This window comes from Candidatus Diapherotrites archaeon (assembly GCA_016205145.1).
Classification (GTDB): domain Archaea; phylum Iainarchaeota; class Iainarchaeia; order Iainarchaeales; family JACQJH01; genus JACQJH01.
Window position 1 is genome coordinate 395,691 of record JACQJH010000001.1, and the last position, 16,294, is coordinate 411,984.

General features: G+C 51.2%; 14 protein-coding genes. 3 read left to right on the forward strand and 11 right to left on the reverse strand.

All coding sequences use genetic code 11. The annotated features are described in order from the left end of the window. Positions 1–11: 11 nt before the first annotated feature. Positions 12–1,616, reverse strand: coding sequence for an alkaline phosphatase family protein (locus HY394_01925; protein ID MBI4052774.1), 1,605 nt, complete (start codon positions 1,614–1,616; stop codon positions 12–14). 93 nt (positions 1,617–1,709) lie between these two features. On the opposite strand from HY394_01925, the gene HY394_01930 reads away from it, so the two are divergent. Beyond that, a complete protein-coding gene (locus HY394_01930) occupies positions 1,710–3,197 on the forward strand; it encodes a glycosyltransferase family 39 protein (GenBank protein MBI4052775.1) in 1,488 nt (495 codons plus the stop codon). Between the two features lie 30 nt (positions 3,198–3,227). Next, on the forward strand, positions 3,228–4,184 hold the full coding sequence (locus tag HY394_01935; GenBank protein MBI4052776.1) for a flippase-like domain-containing protein: 957 nt from the start codon (positions 3,228–3,230) through the stop codon (positions 4,182–4,184). Here the strand turns inward: HY394_01935 and HY394_01940 are convergent. The 5 genes from HY394_01940 to HY394_01960 form a co-directional block, all read right to left on the reverse strand. Next, entirely contained in the window at positions 4,168–5,325 is a 1,158-nt protein-coding gene (locus tag HY394_01940) for a glycosyltransferase family 4 protein (GenBank protein MBI4052777.1), read from the reverse strand. The genes HY394_01935 and HY394_01940 overlap by 17 nt on opposite strands. After that, positions 5,322–6,446, reverse strand: a complete 1,125-nt coding sequence (locus HY394_01945) for a glycosyltransferase family 4 protein (protein MBI4052778.1) — start codon at positions 6,444–6,446, stop codon at positions 5,322–5,324. Before HY394_01945 ends, HY394_01940 begins: the two co-directional genes overlap by 4 nt. 9 nt (positions 6,447–6,455) lie before the next feature. Further along, positions 6,456–7,460 (reverse strand): glycosyltransferase, encoded by a 1,005-nt coding sequence (locus HY394_01950; GenBank protein ID MBI4052779.1) that lies wholly within the window; start codon positions 7,458–7,460, stop codon positions 6,456–6,458. Between the two features lie 110 nt (positions 7,461–7,570). Further along, positions 7,571–9,082 carry a radical SAM protein gene (locus HY394_01955; protein MBI4052780.1) on the reverse strand — a complete coding sequence of 504 codons (1,512 nt, stop codon included), beginning with the start codon at positions 9,080–9,082 and terminating at the stop codon, positions 7,571–7,573. A gap of 122 nt (positions 9,083–9,204) precedes the next feature. Next, on the reverse strand, positions 9,205–9,936 hold the full coding sequence (locus tag HY394_01960) for a sugar nucleotidyltransferase (GenBank protein ID MBI4052781.1): 732 nt from the start codon (positions 9,934–9,936) through the stop codon (positions 9,205–9,207). 423 nt (positions 9,937–10,359) lie between these two features. On the opposite strand from HY394_01960, the gene HY394_01965 reads away from it, so the two are divergent. Next, on the forward strand, positions 10,360–10,992 hold the full coding sequence (locus HY394_01965; GenBank protein MBI4052782.1) for a winged helix-turn-helix transcriptional regulator: 633 nt from the start codon (positions 10,360–10,362) through the stop codon (positions 10,990–10,992). A 20-nt stretch (positions 10,993–11,012) separates the two neighbouring features. Here the strand turns inward: HY394_01965 and rfbB are convergent, their stop codons facing one another. The 5 genes from rfbB to HY394_01990 all read right to left on the reverse strand — a co-directional run bounded on the left by rfbB (position 11,013) and on the right by HY394_01990 (position 16,277). Then, positions 11,013–11,981: a dTDP-glucose 4,6-dehydratase gene (rfbB, locus tag HY394_01970; protein MBI4052783.1), complete on the reverse strand. Its 969-nt coding sequence runs from the start codon at positions 11,979–11,981 to the stop codon at positions 11,013–11,015. A 10-nt stretch (positions 11,982–11,991) separates the two neighbouring features. Continuing rightward, positions 11,992–12,960, reverse strand: coding sequence for an NAD-dependent epimerase/dehydratase family protein (locus tag HY394_01975; GenBank protein MBI4052784.1), 969 nt, complete (start codon positions 12,958–12,960; stop codon positions 11,992–11,994). A 25-nt stretch (positions 12,961–12,985) separates the two neighbouring features. Next, positions 12,986–13,882 carry a glycosyltransferase family 2 protein gene (locus HY394_01980; protein ID MBI4052785.1) on the reverse strand — a complete coding sequence of 299 codons (897 nt, stop codon included), beginning with the start codon at positions 13,880–13,882 and terminating at the stop codon, positions 12,986–12,988. Continuing rightward, entirely contained in the window at positions 13,879–15,027 is a 1,149-nt protein-coding gene (locus HY394_01985) for a glycosyltransferase family 4 protein (GenBank protein ID MBI4052786.1), read from the reverse strand. The genes HY394_01980 and HY394_01985 overlap by 4 nt, the downstream gene beginning before the upstream one ends. A 125-nt stretch (positions 15,028–15,152) precedes the next feature. Then, positions 15,153–16,277, reverse strand: coding sequence for an SDR family NAD(P)-dependent oxidoreductase (locus tag HY394_01990; protein ID MBI4052787.1), 1,125 nt, complete (start codon positions 16,275–16,277; stop codon positions 15,153–15,155). Positions 16,278–16,294 lie beyond the last annotated feature (17 nt).

Below are 16,294 nucleotides of genomic sequence, written 5' to 3' on the forward strand. Positions count from 1 at the left end.
GTAATTTTGTTTTAAATGTACCCGAACCCGGCAAGCCTGTTTTTCACGGCTTCCTCGCCTTCCTCGTCGAACGCGCTTTCCGTGGAATGCACTTTCGCCTTTCCTTCCCCCGCTTTTCCGGCTTTCGCCTGCTCCGCGTTTTCGAGTATCGGCAGGCATTTCCCGTCTATGCCATCCGGGACCGGAAGGCCGAACAACTGCAGGATTGTCGGCATGACGTCGAACAGCCTTGCCTTCGCCAATCCAGGGTTTTTCTTTATGCCGTGCCCTGCGGCAATGAAAATAGCGTCGCGCGTGTGGTTGCCTTCGATTGGCCCGAGCTTTTCCTCGATTATGGGCACGTTGCCTGTTTTCATTGAAACAAGGTATGGCTTTTCAAATTCCACGAACAGGTCGGGGATGCTTTCAAGGAACGGCCCCCAGTACAGCTCTTCTTTCAAATGCACTTTTTTGACCTTGCCTTTCAGTTCCGGCGCGTTCATTATGGTTTCGCAAACCTTTTTCCTGAACTCTTCGAATTCTTCCCTTGAAACCGTGCCCTGCGGTTCCCTGCCTTTGAGGTTCAAGCGCACTTCGCCTCCCCGCCCGGCGCAGAAAACCTTTGTCTTCGGCCAGTCGGCGTTCGAGGTTTCATAGCTTTTTTCGCGCAAAAACTTTTCCAGCTTTTTCGGCATCTTGAATGGCAGAATGTTCACGAGCTTCTGCGCCTTCGAGCGCAAACCGAGCCGTGCAATAGTCGTTATCAGGCTTCTGACCGGGTCGAACCTTTTCTTGGTTTTGAACAGCCCGTTTTTTTCGAACAGCCTGTTCAGGTAAACCATTCCGTATTGCGGGCCGAAGCCGTGGTCGGATACAATGAAAACAGCGGTGTTTTCGCCGCATTCGTCAACAAGCTTTTTGGTTTCGGCTTCAGCCTTCTGATAGAATTCAATCACTTTTTCCTCAAAGCCGGACTGGTAGTTGGGATGCTTTTTGTCGAGGAAGCTTGCATAATTGTGGTGCATTTCCTCGGTTTCGGTTATCGCCAGGAACAAAAAGTCCCAGTGGAACTGTTCAATGAAAATCTTCGCGGCCTCAAATCGTTTCAGCATTGTGTCGACGTTTTCCTCGAAAAAGCCGGCTTCTTTTCGGACGGTTTTTTCCGGCAGGATCTTGTAGCCGATTTTGTCAAGCTTTTCCCTGAAATTTTTCGGGTAAGTGTAATCGGCGAGCGGCGGAGTGAGGAAATCAGTGACCATTATTCCGTTGAGCTTGTGCGCCGGGTATGTGAGGGGCAGGTTTATGATTCCGACGACCTTGTTGTTTTCGGACAGTATGTCGTACAGCTTTTCGCCGTGTATGTGCGTTGAATCCGGAATGAAGTTTTCGTAGCTGTTTGCTTTCTCGATTTGTATGCCGTAGATGCCGTGCTTTCCGGGGTTGTTGCCCGTAACAATCGAGGTCCATCCGTTCATGCTGTGCGGCGGAAAGTTCGCTTCGAGTTCGCAGAAAACGCCTTCATCGCAGAGCTTTTTGAAATACGGCAGTTTTCCCTCGGCAAACCATTTTTTCATCACCGAATGGCGCGCGCCATCCAGGCCGACAACTACAATTCTCTGCTTTTTCATTTCAACCATGGTTTTCGATTATTGAACCAACCGGCTTTTTTGCCTTTCCAAAAAATGATTAATCCAAAGCTTTTTTTAGCTATGCAAAGTAAAGCTCTTCTGGTGCAGTCCGAAAAGTTACTGTTGAAAATCTTTGCGGCCGTTGCGGCTCTTGCCGTAATCGTCAGGCTGTTTTCGATCGCAATCGTTCCCGTTGCGGCTTACAGCGATTCCGTTTTCCATTTGCAGCTGGCGCAGGCGATTGTTGCGGGAGCAGGCATAGACCAGGGCCTCGGTTTTCCACCGCCGTTCTTCCACGTCTTTGCCGCGGTCTTTTCGGTTGTTTCGGGTTTCAGCCTGAACTCGGAGGCGGTGAGGGTTATACCGCTTGTTTTCTCGCTTGCCTTCCTTCTTTCCGCTTTCGTTTTTTTCAGGCGCTTTTTTTCCTCTAAGCCATTGCTTTGCCTTGCGGCTTTTTCCTTTGTCGCAGCCCAGCCTTTGCTGGTGCGTTACGGTTCCATAAACTATGTCGACGGGCCGGCCGCAATGTTCGTTCTGCTCTCGTTCTTTTTCCTTTTCGAATTCCAGAAAACCGGTTCCAAAAGTTTTTTGGCAATGCTTTTGCTTTCGTCCGTTGCATTGGCGGTGACGAAGCTTAACTCGGCTGTAATCCTGCCGGCGATTGTCATGGGCCTCGCATGGGCTGCATTTTCACGAAAGCGTGGCTTGGCTTCGCTTGCGGTTTTCGTTGTTCTGCTTGCATTTTTTTCCTCGGCCTGGTTTGCCCTGAATTTCGCAGAGACCGGCTCGTTTGACCCGCAGTTGCAGCGCAACATCGACCTCGCCGAACAGGGAACCATTGTGAGGGCGAACGCGTTCGAGCGCATTCTTTCATTGCCTGCTTTCCTCTGGGATTTTGTGCAGCCTGACGCGTTCGCAAGGCTCCCTTTTCCAGGCGCGACTTATGGAATGGCGTTTGCGTTGTTTTCTCTGCTTGCCCTTGCGTCGCTTTTGTTCATCGCTTTCGGTTTTTCCGGTCTTTTCCGCATGAAAAATGCGCTTTTCCTGCCGCTGCTTGCAGCGTTGGTGCTTGCAATTGTTCCGCTCGCCGGCCGCAACTTTGACGCGCGCATCGCGATTCCCTTCCTGCCGCTGCTTGCCTTGCCTTTCGGTTTCGCGTTTGAAAAATTTTCAAGGCAAAAGGCCTTGCCTTTTTTTGCGCTCGCATTCGCCTTGCTTTCATTGTATGGCGTGGCTTATGCCGGCGCCACTTCGGTTTATTTCAAACAGGCGTATGATTCGGAAATGCCCGCGTATTCCTTCATGAAAGGCCTGCCGGATGATGCCAAGGTTTATTCGTGGAACAGGCACCGCGCAGTCATGTTTTATTCGGGCAAAAACTCGGACTTCGACCTTGACAATGTCAACGAGAATGACCCGGAAGCGGTTTTTGCAGTGCTTTCCGGAAAAGGCTATTCGCACCTGTTCATCAGCTGTAATGAGCGCGCGTTTCCAGACCTAACCATTTCGGCGCTGTCCGGCGGCGGCAAAATGGGCATTGTTTTCAGTGACGGATGTTCCAGAATATTTAAGATAAACTACGGGACATGATTCTTAAAAGGAAAAATTTGGGGTTTGCGCATGGACAAAAAGACGATTTTTTTGTACGCTGTCGGCCTGCTGTCATTGGCCGCGGTTTTTTCGGTTTTCAACGTCGACCTGAAGGTTTTTTTCTCAGTGAAGCCCGAATGGCTGGCTTTGCCGATACTGATTTCTGTGCTGCTTGTCGTTGTTTACGCGTGGCGCACGAAATTCCTGCTGCTTGCATTGGGCCACAAGGCGTTTTCGTTTGCCGACCTGGTGAAAATAGAGTTCGTGAACAAGCTTGTGCTGCAGACCGCGCCCGCAAAGCTGAACATTCCCGCGAAGGCGATAATGCTTGTCAAAAAATGCGGCATCCCGAGGAATGACGCGCTGTCGGTTTCGGCTTTCGAGCATTTTTTGGACCTGTTTGTCCTCCTGGCGCTGGGAGTCTTCGGTTTTTTTGTTTTTGCGCCGATTTCCTCGCATTACTCTGCCAACATCGGCATTGCCACGGCGGCACTTGTTTTTGTTTCAATGGGCTTTTTTGTTTTGCCTGCGGGGTTTTATGATTTTTTGACAGCCAAAACGGATTTCCTGCGCAAGCGCAGGTTTTTGGGCCTTGCCAACATTGCTTTGGTTTACATCAGGGAAATGCGGCGCGCATGGCTTGACCTGGTTTTGCACAGGCACATGTTTATTGTGATTCCGATTGTGCTGGCTTACATTGCCCTGAACGCCATCGCAATAAAGCTGCTTTTCCTTTCAATAGGCCACAACATCGCCTTCGGTTATATTGTGGCGGCTTTCGCGATAACGCGGCTTTTCAGCGGCATTTCTAACATTCCGGGCGGATTCGGCATAAGGGAGGCATCGTTCGTCATACTGTTCGGCTTTGTCGGCATTCCATCCGACGCGTCCTTTTTTGTAGCAATCGCATGGCGTGCAATTGGAACACTGCCGTTGCTTTTGTCTTATCCGATAATGCTTGAAATGGGCCTCAAGAAATTCGATTAGGCCGTTGCGGGTGCTTTTTCTTTGCAATGGCGGCGTAAACGGCAACTGTTTCTTTTGCCTTGATTTTCCACGAATTTTTTTTCGCGCGCCTTTTGCCTTCCGCGCCGAGCCTTTGCGCAAGCTTTTTGTCTTTGAGGGCCTTGATGACCAGTGATGCGAACCCTTCAATGTCATCCGGCTTTGCAAGCAACGCCGAATCTCCGAGAATTTTGCGCACTTCCGCAAAGTCAAAGCTCACGGTCGGCCTGCCGGCGGCCATGTATTCGAACAGCTTGACCGGGCACCACCAGAAGCCCAGCTGTTTCATCTGCGGGAAATTATTCAATGAAAACGGCGCAATGCAGACATCGGCCGCTGAAAGCAGACGCGGAATTTTTTCATGCGCAACGCCTTTCATGAAGACAAAATTTTTTTGCAGGCCTTTCATTTCAACCGCTTGGAGGGTTTTTTCACGTTCCCTTCCGTCGCCAGCCATCACAAAAACAGTTCCGGGGCATTCAGCAAGGACTTTTTCCGCTATTTCCGGCACGATGCCTGCTCCGTGCCATTCCCTGAAAGAGCCGGCGAATGCGACAATGTTTTTTGCGCGCCGGCCGATTTTTTTCCTCTCGCCTGCGGCCTTGCTTTTCGGAACCGCGAAGTCTTCCGGCTCGACGCCGTTTGAAACCACGAAAACCTGTTTTTTTGCCTGCTTTTGAAGGATTTTTTTCAGAGTTCCGGTCTGCGTGATGATGGCGTCGGCGGAATCCAGCTTTGCCGCAATCATCGGCGCGAACACGATCCTTTTCACGCCATTCCACGTTTCAATGCCAGGATCGTTGACTTCTAGCACGTGCACGGCTCCGGAGCCTTTTGTAAGAAGAAGCGTCTGCGGGTTCACAGAATAGCGTTCGTGTATGACATCGAAGCCCTGCAGAAATTTTTTGAGCTGCCGCAATTGCGCAATTCTTTTCAAGGGATTTTTGTGCAGGCGCAATTCGTGCACTTTGACTTTGTTGAGCGCGGTTTTTTTCCCGGCCTGCGTGAAAAGCTCGACTTCATTGCCTGCCGTGGAGAGCGCCTCGCACATTTTTGCGGAATGCGTGAAGCCCGCGTCTCTTCCGCCCAGACTTTCCGAGAGCGCAAGATAGGCTATTCTCATTCCGCCACTTCCGAATAAAGTTTCACAAGTTTGCCGATGTTTTTTTCTATTGAGTATTCTTGCGCCTTTTTTTCCGCGTTTTTCACGATTTTTTGCTTTTCCATTGCGGGCTTGCGCGCAATTTCAGAGATTTTCCGCGCGGTTTTTTTTGCGTCCGAAAAATCCGCGATGAAACCGCTTTTCCCGTCTTCAACGATTTTTTCAAAGCTCGGAATCCTGTTGACTATAGGAATGCAGCCTGCCGCCATCGCCTCGGCAAGGGAAATGCCGAAGCCCTCGTATTCGGAGGCGGAAACGAAGAATTCTGATTTGCCGAGCCTTTGCAGCAGCTCTTTTTCGGAGAGGCTTCCGTCGAAGAAAACGTTTTTTTCAAGGCCGGCTTCAACCGCCTGCCTGGCCAGCTTTTCCTGCAGGTCATCGAAATCGCCGCCGCACACGTGCAGGCTCAGGCCGGGAAGGCTTTTTTTTGCCTCGGCAAACGCTTCAAGCAGCCTGTCGACGCGCTTGTTTTTGGAGAGCCTGCCCACGAAAACGAAAGAGTTTTTCCTTTTCCGGCCGCTGAGCGCGAAAAACTTTTCAAGGCTCACGCTGTTTTCGAGCAGGCGGATTTTTTTTGCGGGCACGATTTTTGAGAAAAGCCTTTCGTCGTTTTCGCTTACCGCAATGATTCTGCCGGCGCGCTTCAGCAGGATTTTCTGGAACGCGTTGAAATAAACCTTTTTTGCAATGCCCATGCTTTTGGTGTGGAATATGCCGCCGTGCGTTGAAACAACGACCGGCTTTTTGTGCAACGGCTTTGACAGCAATGCGAAATCCGAGAAGAAGCCGAGGCCGTGCACGTGCAAAATATCCGGGTTTTCCCTTTTGATTGCCTTGAGCAGGCCGAAAGCCGGCTTGTAGTATTTTAGGTCCGCAAACCCGAGCCTGATTATTTTTGTCCTGCCAAGCGTTTCCTCCGCTTTCAGTTTTTTCTTTTCTTTCGGGCACCTGTTGAGGCAGGCCACAACGCATTCAATGCCGTTTTCCGCGAGCGCATTACATGTGTCCAGAACAACTTTTTCCACGCCGCCCGTGCAGGGCCAGAAATGGTGCGTCAAATGCATTATTTTGAGCTTTTTCATGTGGCAGCCTCATGTCGGGCGCTTTAGCACCAGCCCGTAAAATCCGTAAAGCAGTCCAAGCGAGAAGACTATGCTGCGCAATGCGAGAAGGAACGGCGTGAGCACGCCAAGCATTGGATCCTTCGCCATCACTTTGCCCGTGAGCTTGACGCACGCCAGCAGGAACGCCAATGCAAGAACAATCGAGAATTGTACCAACAGTTTTGCTTCCGCGCGAAACCCGAACGCCATCGCTAAAAAGAGCAATGCCAGCGCCGGAAAAGCCGCATATGCTATGATGATCTGCGCTTTCAGGCTCTGCCGCGTGTAGGAATCTTTCACCATCTTGATCCTGTGCTTCTTGTAAAGCAATATCCGCCAGTAGGCGCGGAAAAACTTTGTTTTCAGGTAATCTTTCAGGGTTTCCGGGTGTTTGTGGTAGACAACTGCCTTTGGCGCGAACACAAGCCTTTTGCCGAAAGAGGCGAGGCCGTATGAAAGGTCGGTGTCCTCGCCGGAGGATGTCCTGAACTCCTCGTTGAAGCCGCCGAATTCCAAAAAGATTTTTTTCCTGTACGCCGCGGAATAGCTGCCAATGAAGTCAATGCTTTCCTTTTTAGCCATGAGGTCGTAGCGGTCCTCTATTTCAAGTTGCGTGAACCTCGCCATCAGGCTTTTCTGCCTTGTCCTGTACCTGCCCTGCACTCCCGCCACGCCCGGGTTGGAAAAGGGCTTCAGCATTTCATCGAGCCAGTTTTTTTCGGCAACGCAGTCAGCATCGACAAAAACCAGCACTTCCCCTTTCGCGTTCCTTGCGCCCATGTTTCTGGCAGCAGCCGGGCCGCGGTGCCTTTGCTCCAGGATGCGGACATTTTTTCCCAACGATTTGGCAATTTCGATTGTCCTGTCCGTGCTCCCGTCGTCGGCGAGGATGACTTCAAAGCTTTTGCCGGTTTCCTGGCCAAGCAATGATTGAAGGCATTCCGCAATGCTTTTTTCCTCGTTGCATGCCGGCACTATGACGCTTGCGTCCATGGGAAACATTTAGGCATTTGCTTGTTTTAAATTGTATTTGTTTTCCGTTCCCGGCGTTGGTACAATTTCCGCTTTTACGTGTTTTTGGGCACTGCTGGCAAAAAATCAGGTCAGATGTTGTGCGCCTTTTCGAACATGCCTTCCGGCAGGGTCGTATCCCTGTTCAACAGATACTTGAAGAACGTCTGCCCGGACTTGAATAGCCTGGGGAATTCCTTCGGGTGCGTGATGCCCTGGATTATTTTTCGCGCAATGTAAGTTGGCCTCAAATAAAATTCCCTTCTCGCCTCGTCGCACGCCTTGACAAGCTCTTTCGCGCTCAATGCGGGCGTCGAAACGATCGTATTGTGCGAGCCGTCAGGCAAAAGCCATTCGTTCCAGTTTGTCGTGGTCAGGTAGCCGTTGTTCTTGGCCCACTCGTATGCTTCAGTTCCGGGATAAACCATGAGCGGGAAAAACTGCGCAGTATCGGGGTCCAGTTCTTTTGCGAACTGCACGGTCTTTTTGATTGTCTCCTTTGTCTCGCCGTGGTTGCCCATCATGAAGCAGCCGTGAACCAGGATGCCAGCCTTTTTCGAGTCCTTGACGAACTGCCTGATCTTCGGCACGACGGTGCCCTTCTTGATGTTGTTGAGTATCTGCTGTTCCGCGCTTTCAAAGCCCACGCACATGAGCCTGCATCCGGCTTTCTTCATCCAGTCAAGGGTTTCGAAATCGACATCCGCCCTCGAATTGCAGGTCCACGTCACTTTCAGGCCCCTGTTTACGATTTCCATGCACACTTCCTTTGTCCTCTGCGTGTCCTGCGTCAGGGTGTCGTCCTCGATCATTACGTCCTTTACCTGGGGCAGATTCTTTGTTATCCATTCGAGCTCGTCGACAAAGTTTTTCGGGCTCCTTGCCCTGTAATTGTGGCCTGTGAGTGTTTGCGGCCACTTGCAGAAAGTGCACCTGTACTTGCAGCCCCTGCCGCTGACAATCGTCACTTCAGGGAAGAGCACTGAAGGGTAAAAATAATCCTCGATTTTCAAAAAGCGTTTGTAAATTTCGCTGACGAACGGCAGTCCGTCCAATTCTTCCGGCGTCATTTCCGGCATCGGCGCGTTGAGCCGGAATTCGCCTTTCTCCATGAATCCTATGCCCTTCACTGTTTTCCATTCCCCGGATTCCTTTCCGCCGTTTTCAAGCGCCCCCGCGATTTCGCGCGTGATGATGTCGAATTCGTTGGTTGAAACCGCGTCGATTGCCTTGCACGCCATCAGCGATTCTTTCGGCATGGCTGAAGTGTGCGTTCCCACCATGAGGATGAACGAGTCCGGGAATTCTTCGCGCATTTTTTCCGCCACTTTCGCGTCGTTGAAGAACGAGGCAGTGACCGTTTCAATGACAATCATGTTCGGCCTGAATTCCTTTGCGGCCGTGAGCACCTCTTCCGGCGATGTCGGCTTTGCGGGCGCGTCAATCAGCAGATAGTCTGTGCCGGCTTTTTCCAGAACGCAGGCAGTGTAACCGAGCCAGATGGGATAATAGACGCAGCCGCCCTTTGAGACCGCGGGGCTGCGGCTGTCCTTGGAAAATTTCGGAAAGAACGGCGGGTTCAGCAAAAGCACTCTGGTTTTCATCGCATCAGCCTTGACGGTAAATAATCATGCTTTCTTTTTAACTGTTTTCTGGTGCAAAACCCAAATAAAATATGAAGCACAATTCATATAAAAGGTTTTGTCTTCCGTCTGCGGCTCATGGCTTATTGGCCTTTTCCGGCAAGCCTTTTTGTTTCAAGGTTCGCGTTCAATAAGTCCTCGAAGTCGCCGGCGTCAAGCCACTTGCCTTTAAGCCTGCTCGCCTTCAGGGTTCCCTTTTTCAGGAACTCGTTGTTTACCTCGGTTATTTCGGTTTCGCCGCGCGCCGAGGGCCTGAGTTTTCTTATCACGTCAAACACGCTGGGCGAGAACATGTAAATGCCGATTGATATGAGCCTGCTTGGCGGCTCTTTCGGCTTTTCCACGAGCTTCACAACCTTGTCACCGTCCAGAACCGCGACGCCGGACTTGCGCGCTTCCTCAACCGTTCCCTCGAACAGCATTATGCGCGCCTCTTCCCTGCCTTTCTCGAATTCCCCGGCAAACTGCTTCAGCGGCTCGAAAATGATGTTGTCGCCGTTGATGGAAATGAACCTGTCCTTTCCGACGAAATCTTCCGCCAATGATATTGCGCTTGGAATGCCCCCCGCTTCATCCTGCACCCTGTAAGTGAACTTGACGCCGAAATCCTTTCCGCTTCCAAGCAAACCGAAAATGTCGCCGGCGTGGTTCGTCCCGGTTACGACCATTATGTCTTTTATGCCCGCGCTCTTCAGCGCTTCAATCGGATAATAAATCATGGGCTTGTCGTAAATTGGCAGCAAGTGCTTGTTGGTTACAAGCGTCAGGGGCCGCAGCCTGCTGCCCGTTCCTCCCGCCAGAATCACGCCTTTCAAAGCCATGTGCAAAACCGCCTGCCATTTTATGCTTTTTTTGTCGTGCAGAGGAATATTGCAATAGCAATATCCGCCGTCGTTCCACGCAGCCGAAACCGCGTTTAATGATGTTTGCAGGCAAAAACTATTTTAAGAGATTTGCATTTGGTACAAAAACAGAATCAAGCAGCCTATGAGAAAAAAAGATTACTCGGCATTCTGCAAACGCAGAATGCCTTAGTTTCGGTACACGCGCTCGAAAGCGCGTTTTAGCAGCAACCGTCGCCAACCATTTTGTCTCCCCCCAAAATAATTCCGGCGCGGCGGTTTAAATTCGTTGGCTTTAACACTTCAAAAAAAAATTGAAAGTGCCGGGGCTTTGCCTTGAACGCCGGAAAGCCGCGAACGTAGATTTTTTTAAAAGCGCGCAATAGAATTCTTGTCATGTCACAGGTTCTTGTCACGGCTTTCGGCGAGGACATGGAAACAGTGTTCCCGATAATAAAGTCGTTCCAGCTTGAAAAAATCATTCTCCTGGCGACAAAGGATTCGCTTGAAAATGCGAACGCGTTTCTCAAGGAATTCGACAAGTTCGGCATCTCAGGCAAAACTTACGGGCTGAAGGACTGCTCGATTGAGGAAGTTTTCAGGGCAATCAAGTGGGTTGTGGGTTCCGAAAAGGGAAATGAAGTGATAATCAGCGTCGCCTCCGGCAACAAGATTGTCGCCTGCCTCATGGTTTCCGCCGCCTTTGTGAACGGCCTCAAAGCGGTCGGGGTGCAGGACGGAAAAGTGGTTTTGCTGCCGATAATGAAATTCTCCTATTACAAGCTGCTTTCAGGGCAGAAACTGAAAATAATGGAATTCCTTGTCAGCATGCCGCAGTGCTGTTCCTCGATTGAAGAGCTTTCAAAGCAGATCGGCTTGAGCCTGCCATTGCTTTCATACCATTTGAACGGCACCCCCAAAGCGGAGGGCCTGAAACAGATGGGGCTTATTTTGACAGAAGAGAAGGGCAGGAAAACAAGGGTCGAACTGACGCCGTTGGGAAGAATGCTTGTCGCGGGCCATTTGTGAAACTGGCGAGTTTCAGATTTTCATTTGATCAGCGGCTTCCACCATTTTTCGTTTGCCTTGTACCATTCGACTGTTTCCTTGAGGCCTTCCTCGAACGGCTTTTTCGGCTTCCATCCAAGCTCGTTTTTGATTTTTGAGAATCCGACGCTGTACCGCAAATCGTGGCCGGGCCTGTCCTGGACGCGTTCGATCATTTCCTCGCCCCTGCCCAGCAGAGAGAGTATTTTGCGCGTCAGTTCGATGTTTGTGGTCTTGTTGTCCGCACCGATGTTGTAGATTTCACCCGCTTTTCCTTTCCTAAGGACCAGGTCGACTGCCTCGCAGTTGTCTTTCACGAAAAGCCAGTCCCTGACATTCTTCCCGGGGCCGTACAACGGAACCTTTTTCCCGCGCAAAATGTTTGTTATGAAAAGCGGTATGACTTTTTCCGGAAACTGGTATGGGCCGTAATTGTTGCTGCTCCGCGTAACCGAAACATTCAGGCCGAAAGTGTTGTGATACGATAGCGCCAGCAAATCCGATGCGGCTTTCGTTGCAGAATACGGGTTTCTCGGCTTGAGCGCGTCGCTTTCGCTTGACGAGCCCTTTTCCACGCTGCCGTAAACCTCGTCAGTGCCGATCTGCACAAACCTTTCAATGCCCTGCTTTCCCGCTTGGTTCAGCAAAACCATTGTTCCCTTAACGTTCGTTTCCGCGAACACTGCCGGATTTTTGATTGAGTTGTCGACGTGCGATTCCGCGGCAAAGTTGACGACACCATCGCAGCCGTTCATCGCTTTTTCAACGTCTTTCTCGTTTGCGATGTCTCCGTGCACAAAAGAATAGCGCCCGTTGTTTTCCACGTCGGAAAGGCTTTCTTTCCTTCCGCAGTATGTCAGCTTGTCAAGATTGACGACCGACAAATCCGGGTATTTTTCCAGGACGAAATGCAAGAAATTGCCGCCGATGAAGCCGCAGCCGCCCGTGACAAGGATTTTTTTCAATTCCATTCTGTTCACTTCAATGATTTTTGTCGGCGAAAACGCTTTTATACCATTCAACGGTCTGCCTTATGCCGTCCCCGAATGCAGTTTCGGCGCGCCAGCCGATTTTTTCCGCGGCCGCAACCGAAAAAACGCTTTCATCCTCTTCCCTGAATGCCGGCTCGACGAATTCCGGCTTCAGTTTGGAGCCGGTTTCCTTCAGGATTGCCTCGACAGCTTCAAGAATGGTTTTCTGCCTGCCGCTCGCGACATTGAACGCTTTGCCTTTCACTGCGCCAAAATCCGACAACGCCAGAATGTAAAATCCGGCGGTGTCTTTCACGAAAACGAAATCCCTTTTCGCCTTTCCGTGGCCGCGCAGGACGGGCGGCTTTCCGCCGAGCACGCGCATTACTGTGTTCGGCACAAGCCTGTTTGCATTCGGGTCTTTCGGCCCGTAGATGTTTCCGGCGCGCGTCACGCAGACATCCAAACCAGAGCTTTTTCCGAATGCGAGCGCGAGCCTGTCGGCATAAGCCTTGCTTTCGCCGTAAACCGTTGCAGCGTTTAGCGGGGCGCCCTCATCAACTGTTCCAGCGCTTTTTTCGCCGTAAACCTTTCCGCTCGAGGCTACAACCACGCCTTTCACGTTGCTTTGCCTTGCCGATTCCAAAACATTCCACGTGCCCTGAACGTTGGCTCGGAAAGTTTCAAGGAATGCCTTCTCGCCTTTTCCGACGCTTGACTGCGCAGCCAGGTGAATGCAGTAATCAGGCTTTTCCGCGCCGAAAATTTTTTGCATGCCTTCAAAGCCGGTTATGCTGCCTTCAGCAAGCCTGACTTTTTTTTCAATTCCGTGCAATGCAAGCGAACCGGTTTTTTTCCCGTCGCGTGCCAGCACAACGACTTTCGCCTTTTCTTCAACCAGCGCCCTGCACAGCCACCCGCCCAGAAAGCCCGTGCCGCCCGTGACAAGGATTTTTTTTCCAGAAAGATTTCCGGCCATCGATAACACCGCGTTTCATTTTTCATTATAGCAATAGCTTTCCGTGCCTGACGCTGCCAATAAGGCGCGAAAGCTTCAATGCAATAACAAAACCTATTCCCAAAAACACAATTAAAGCGGTATGCAACGGCGACCTGTTCTGGATGAATGTTATGCCGCGCGGGCTCGACAATGAAAAATTCGCTTTCGGATGCCAGCCTCCGGTCGCAATCCCGAAATCCTTCGCCGGATTCACGAGGAAACCGAATTTCACGTCCAAAAACTTTCCCGCAAGCTTCAGATGCTTTTTGTAAAGCAAAACGTCGTTCTGGTGGTAGGCAAGCCTTTTCAGAACATACCGCACAAGGTTCAGGAATCCCTTCGGCTTGGTTTCCACGTGGTCGTGGAAATAACGCGCCTTGACGGAAACGAATTCGTATCCAAGTTCCATTGTTTTGAAAGCCAAATCCGTGTCCTCGCGGTAATAAAAATAGTCCTCGTCATACCCGCCAACCCTGTCAAGCAAATCCTTCCTGAATGCAGTGCTCGTTCCGCCAAACCCGCCATAACCGGAAACCACTCCAACTTTCCGGTTTTCAAACGGCTTCACCAATTCGGCGAGCCAGTCCCTGTCCGGAACGCAGTCGTGGTCCATGTTCACGACAATTTTCCCTGAAGCCTTTGCAATGCCCGCATTTCTCGCTTTGCAAACGCCCTGGTTTTTTTCGAAATTGACAAAGGAAATTTTTTTGTTCCGGCTGAATTCCTCCGCCATCATTTCCCTTGTGCCGTCAGTGCTCCCGTCGCTGACGACAATGATTTCGTAAGGCGCACTGTAATCGAGCGAAAGCATCGCCTTCAAGACCCTGCGCAGGACCTTGGCGTTGTTGTACGTCGCAATGACGACTGAAACGCGCGGAAGATTTTTTTCATGCAAACTCATTTTTTCGCCTTCACAGAATATTCTTTCACAAGAGCCGCAAAAGTTTTTTCAAGCATGTCGACCGTTGCGCCGATTGAATATTTTTTCAAAAACCTTTTTCCCGCCTTCCTTCCGAGTTCCCTGCGCAGCTCCGGGTTTTCAATCAGCCGGTTTATCGCCTCCGCAATCGCCTTTTCGTCTTCAGCCTTCACGGCCAATGCCGTGTTTCCGACCAATTCGCGCACGCTGCCGACGTCGGTTGCAATGCACGCATTGCCGGCGGCCATGTTTTCAAGCAGTGAAATGCTTGTCGAAAACTCGTAGACAAAGGAATGCGGGGAAATGTCGGTTGCTGCGAGAACGTCAAGCGCTTTTCCCGACACCACGTGCCCGCCGAACAGGGCGCTTTTCTGCAGGCCGAGCCTTTCAACCAGTCCGACAAGCCTGTGCCTGTCGTTGCCGTCGCCGAAAATGACGAGCTTCCAGCCGGGATGCTTTTCCGCGACAGCCCTCATTGCCTTCACTATGAATTCGATGCCCAGGACATTGGAACCCCAGAGCGTGCGGAAAACGATGATGAGGTTTTTTCCGTACCTGTCGCGCACCCATTTGCCCCTGCCTTTCACATTGTAGTTTTCCGCCTTCAGCGCCGCGCCCTGCACAATGATTTTCTTTTCCGGAATTCCCCAGGGCAAAAGGAATTTTTCCTTCATGTTCTGCGTCCATACAATGAGCTTGTCGTAATTGAGTTTTGGCAAAAGGAATTTTTCCGCGGCATGGATTGTTTTGGTGTGAAGCGTCTTGTTCTGCGAGCTAATCAGTTCAATTAGCAGGACGTGCGGAATGCCAAGCTTTTCCTTGACTCTGTGGCCGAGCCACCCCATCATGGAATTCGAATGGCTCATGACAATGTCCGGCCTGAATTCTTCCGCTTTTTTCAAAACCCTTCCGGCAAACAATGGCGCTTCGAACTTGTAAAACGCATGGTGCCCGAAGACCGGCAGATAAAGCATTTCCGCGCCCGCAACGTCGTGCCTCATCGTGCTGACAACGCACGCATTGTGCCCGCGGGCGACAAGCTCTTTTATTATGTCCCTGCAGTAGATTTCGGAACCGCCTTTCGGGCCGAGAACGGACGTGATGTAGAGTATTCTCACCAAAACCAAAAATAAAAAACGCAACAAAAGGATTTAAAGCTGCGTTTTCCTGGTGCAAAAATCGAACGGCGGTTTCGTCCGCCGGGTTCGCCGACGGGTACTTTGCTACGCGCAGTACCCGTCTGCGTTATAATTCAGGCGAGGCCCTTGCGTTTGAGTTCTTCCGCCGCCTCGTCGAACCTGTCTTCGGCCTGCACCGAAGCGCTCCATTCAATGATTTCTTTCATGCCTTTCTCGAATGAAACGCCCGGCCTGAAGCCCAGCTTTGAGCGTATTTTTGAAATGTCGGCAAAGCAGTGGCGGATGTCGCCTTTCCTGAATTTTTTCGTTATTTCAGGTTTCAGGTCCGAGCCGTAAAGCGAGATTATGGTTTCAGCGACTTTTCTTATGCTCAATGCGCTGCCGCCGCCGACATTGAAGGTTTCATAGTTTGCTGCACTGGATTCCATTGCAAGCAGGTTCGCCTTTGCAACGTCGTGCACGCTTACAAAATCGCGCGTCTGCAGGCCGTCCTCGTAGATGACCGGCGCCTTGCCGTTTTTCACGCGTGACATGAAAATCGCGCACACGCCGGTGTAAGGGTTGCTTAACGATTGGCGCGGCCCGAAAACATTGAAATAGCGCAGCGCGACAGCCGGAATGCCATAAGCCTTTCCGACCATCAAGAGCATTTCCTCCTGGTCCTTTTTGGTGAGGGCGTAAACGCTTTCGCAGTTCTGCCTTTTGGTTTCCGGCGTCGGCATCGCAATAAGCTTGCCGTTGCACGCACTGCACTTGAACTCCCATCTGCCTTCCGCCATCTGCTTTTCGCTTCTCAGCGTCGGCTCGAAAAGCTTTCCGCATAACCCGCACTTGTACAGGCCTTCGCCGTACGAGCTCATGCTTGCCGCTACAACCATTTTTTCGATTGGATAATGGCCGTTCACAACCGCTTCCAGCAGGTTTGAGGTGCCGAGGTTGTTTGTCCTGACGTAATAGTTGATTTCGTACATGCTCTGCCCGACGCCGACTGCCGCGGCCTCGTGGAAAACGACCTGCACGTCCTGCAATGCCTTTTGCACGTCCTCTTTTTTTGTCACGTCGCCGAACAGGAATTCCGCCTGCGGGTTCAGCCAGGCCGGCTTTTCGCCATTCGGGTGCACCTGCCTGTCGAGATTGTCGAGAATTCTGACATCATGCCCTTTTTCGACAAGCGCGTCGACTATGTGCGAGCCGATGAAGCCAGCGCCGCCCGTGACAAGAACCTTTTTGGTTTCCATTGAAAAACCTTAAACAA

Excerpts from the sequence above, each read along its gene's own strand:
- HY394_01925 (MBI4052774.1), bottom strand. The coding sequence starts at position 1,616 with ATGGTTGAAATGAAAAAGCAGAGAATTGTAGTTGTCGGCCTGGATGGC.
- HY394_01935 (MBI4052776.1), top strand. The coding sequence starts at position 3,228 with ATGGACAAAAAGACGATTTTTTTGTACGCTGTCGGCCTGCTGTCATTG.
- HY394_01940 (MBI4052777.1), bottom strand. The coding sequence starts at position 5,325 with ATGAGAATAGCCTATCTTGCGCTCTCGGAAAGTCTGGGCGGAAGAGAC.
- HY394_01945 (MBI4052778.1), bottom strand. The coding sequence starts at position 6,446 with ATGAAAAAGCTCAAAATAATGCATTTGACGCACCATTTCTGGCCCTGC.
- HY394_01950 (MBI4052779.1), bottom strand. The coding sequence starts at position 7,460 with ATGGACGCAAGCGTCATAGTGCCGGCATGCAACGAGGAAAAAAGCATT.
- HY394_01955 (MBI4052780.1), bottom strand. The coding sequence starts at position 9,082 with ATGAAAACCAGAGTGCTTTTGCTGAACCCGCCGTTCTTTCCGAAATTT.
- HY394_01965 (MBI4052782.1), top strand. The coding sequence starts at position 10,360 with ATGTCACAGGTTCTTGTCACGGCTTTCGGCGAGGACATGGAAACAGTG.
- rfbB (MBI4052783.1), bottom strand. The coding sequence starts at position 11,981 with ATGGAATTGAAAAAAATCCTTGTCACGGGCGGCTGCGGCTTCATCGGC.
- HY394_01975 (MBI4052784.1), bottom strand. The coding sequence starts at position 12,960 with ATGGCCGGAAATCTTTCTGGAAAAAAAATCCTTGTCACGGGCGGCACG.
- HY394_01980 (MBI4052785.1), bottom strand. The coding sequence starts at position 13,882 with ATGAGTTTGCATGAAAAAAATCTTCCGCGCGTTTCAGTCGTCATTGCG.
- HY394_01990 (MBI4052787.1), bottom strand. The coding sequence starts at position 16,277 with ATGGAAACCAAAAAGGTTCTTGTCACGGGCGGCGCTGGCTTCATCGGC.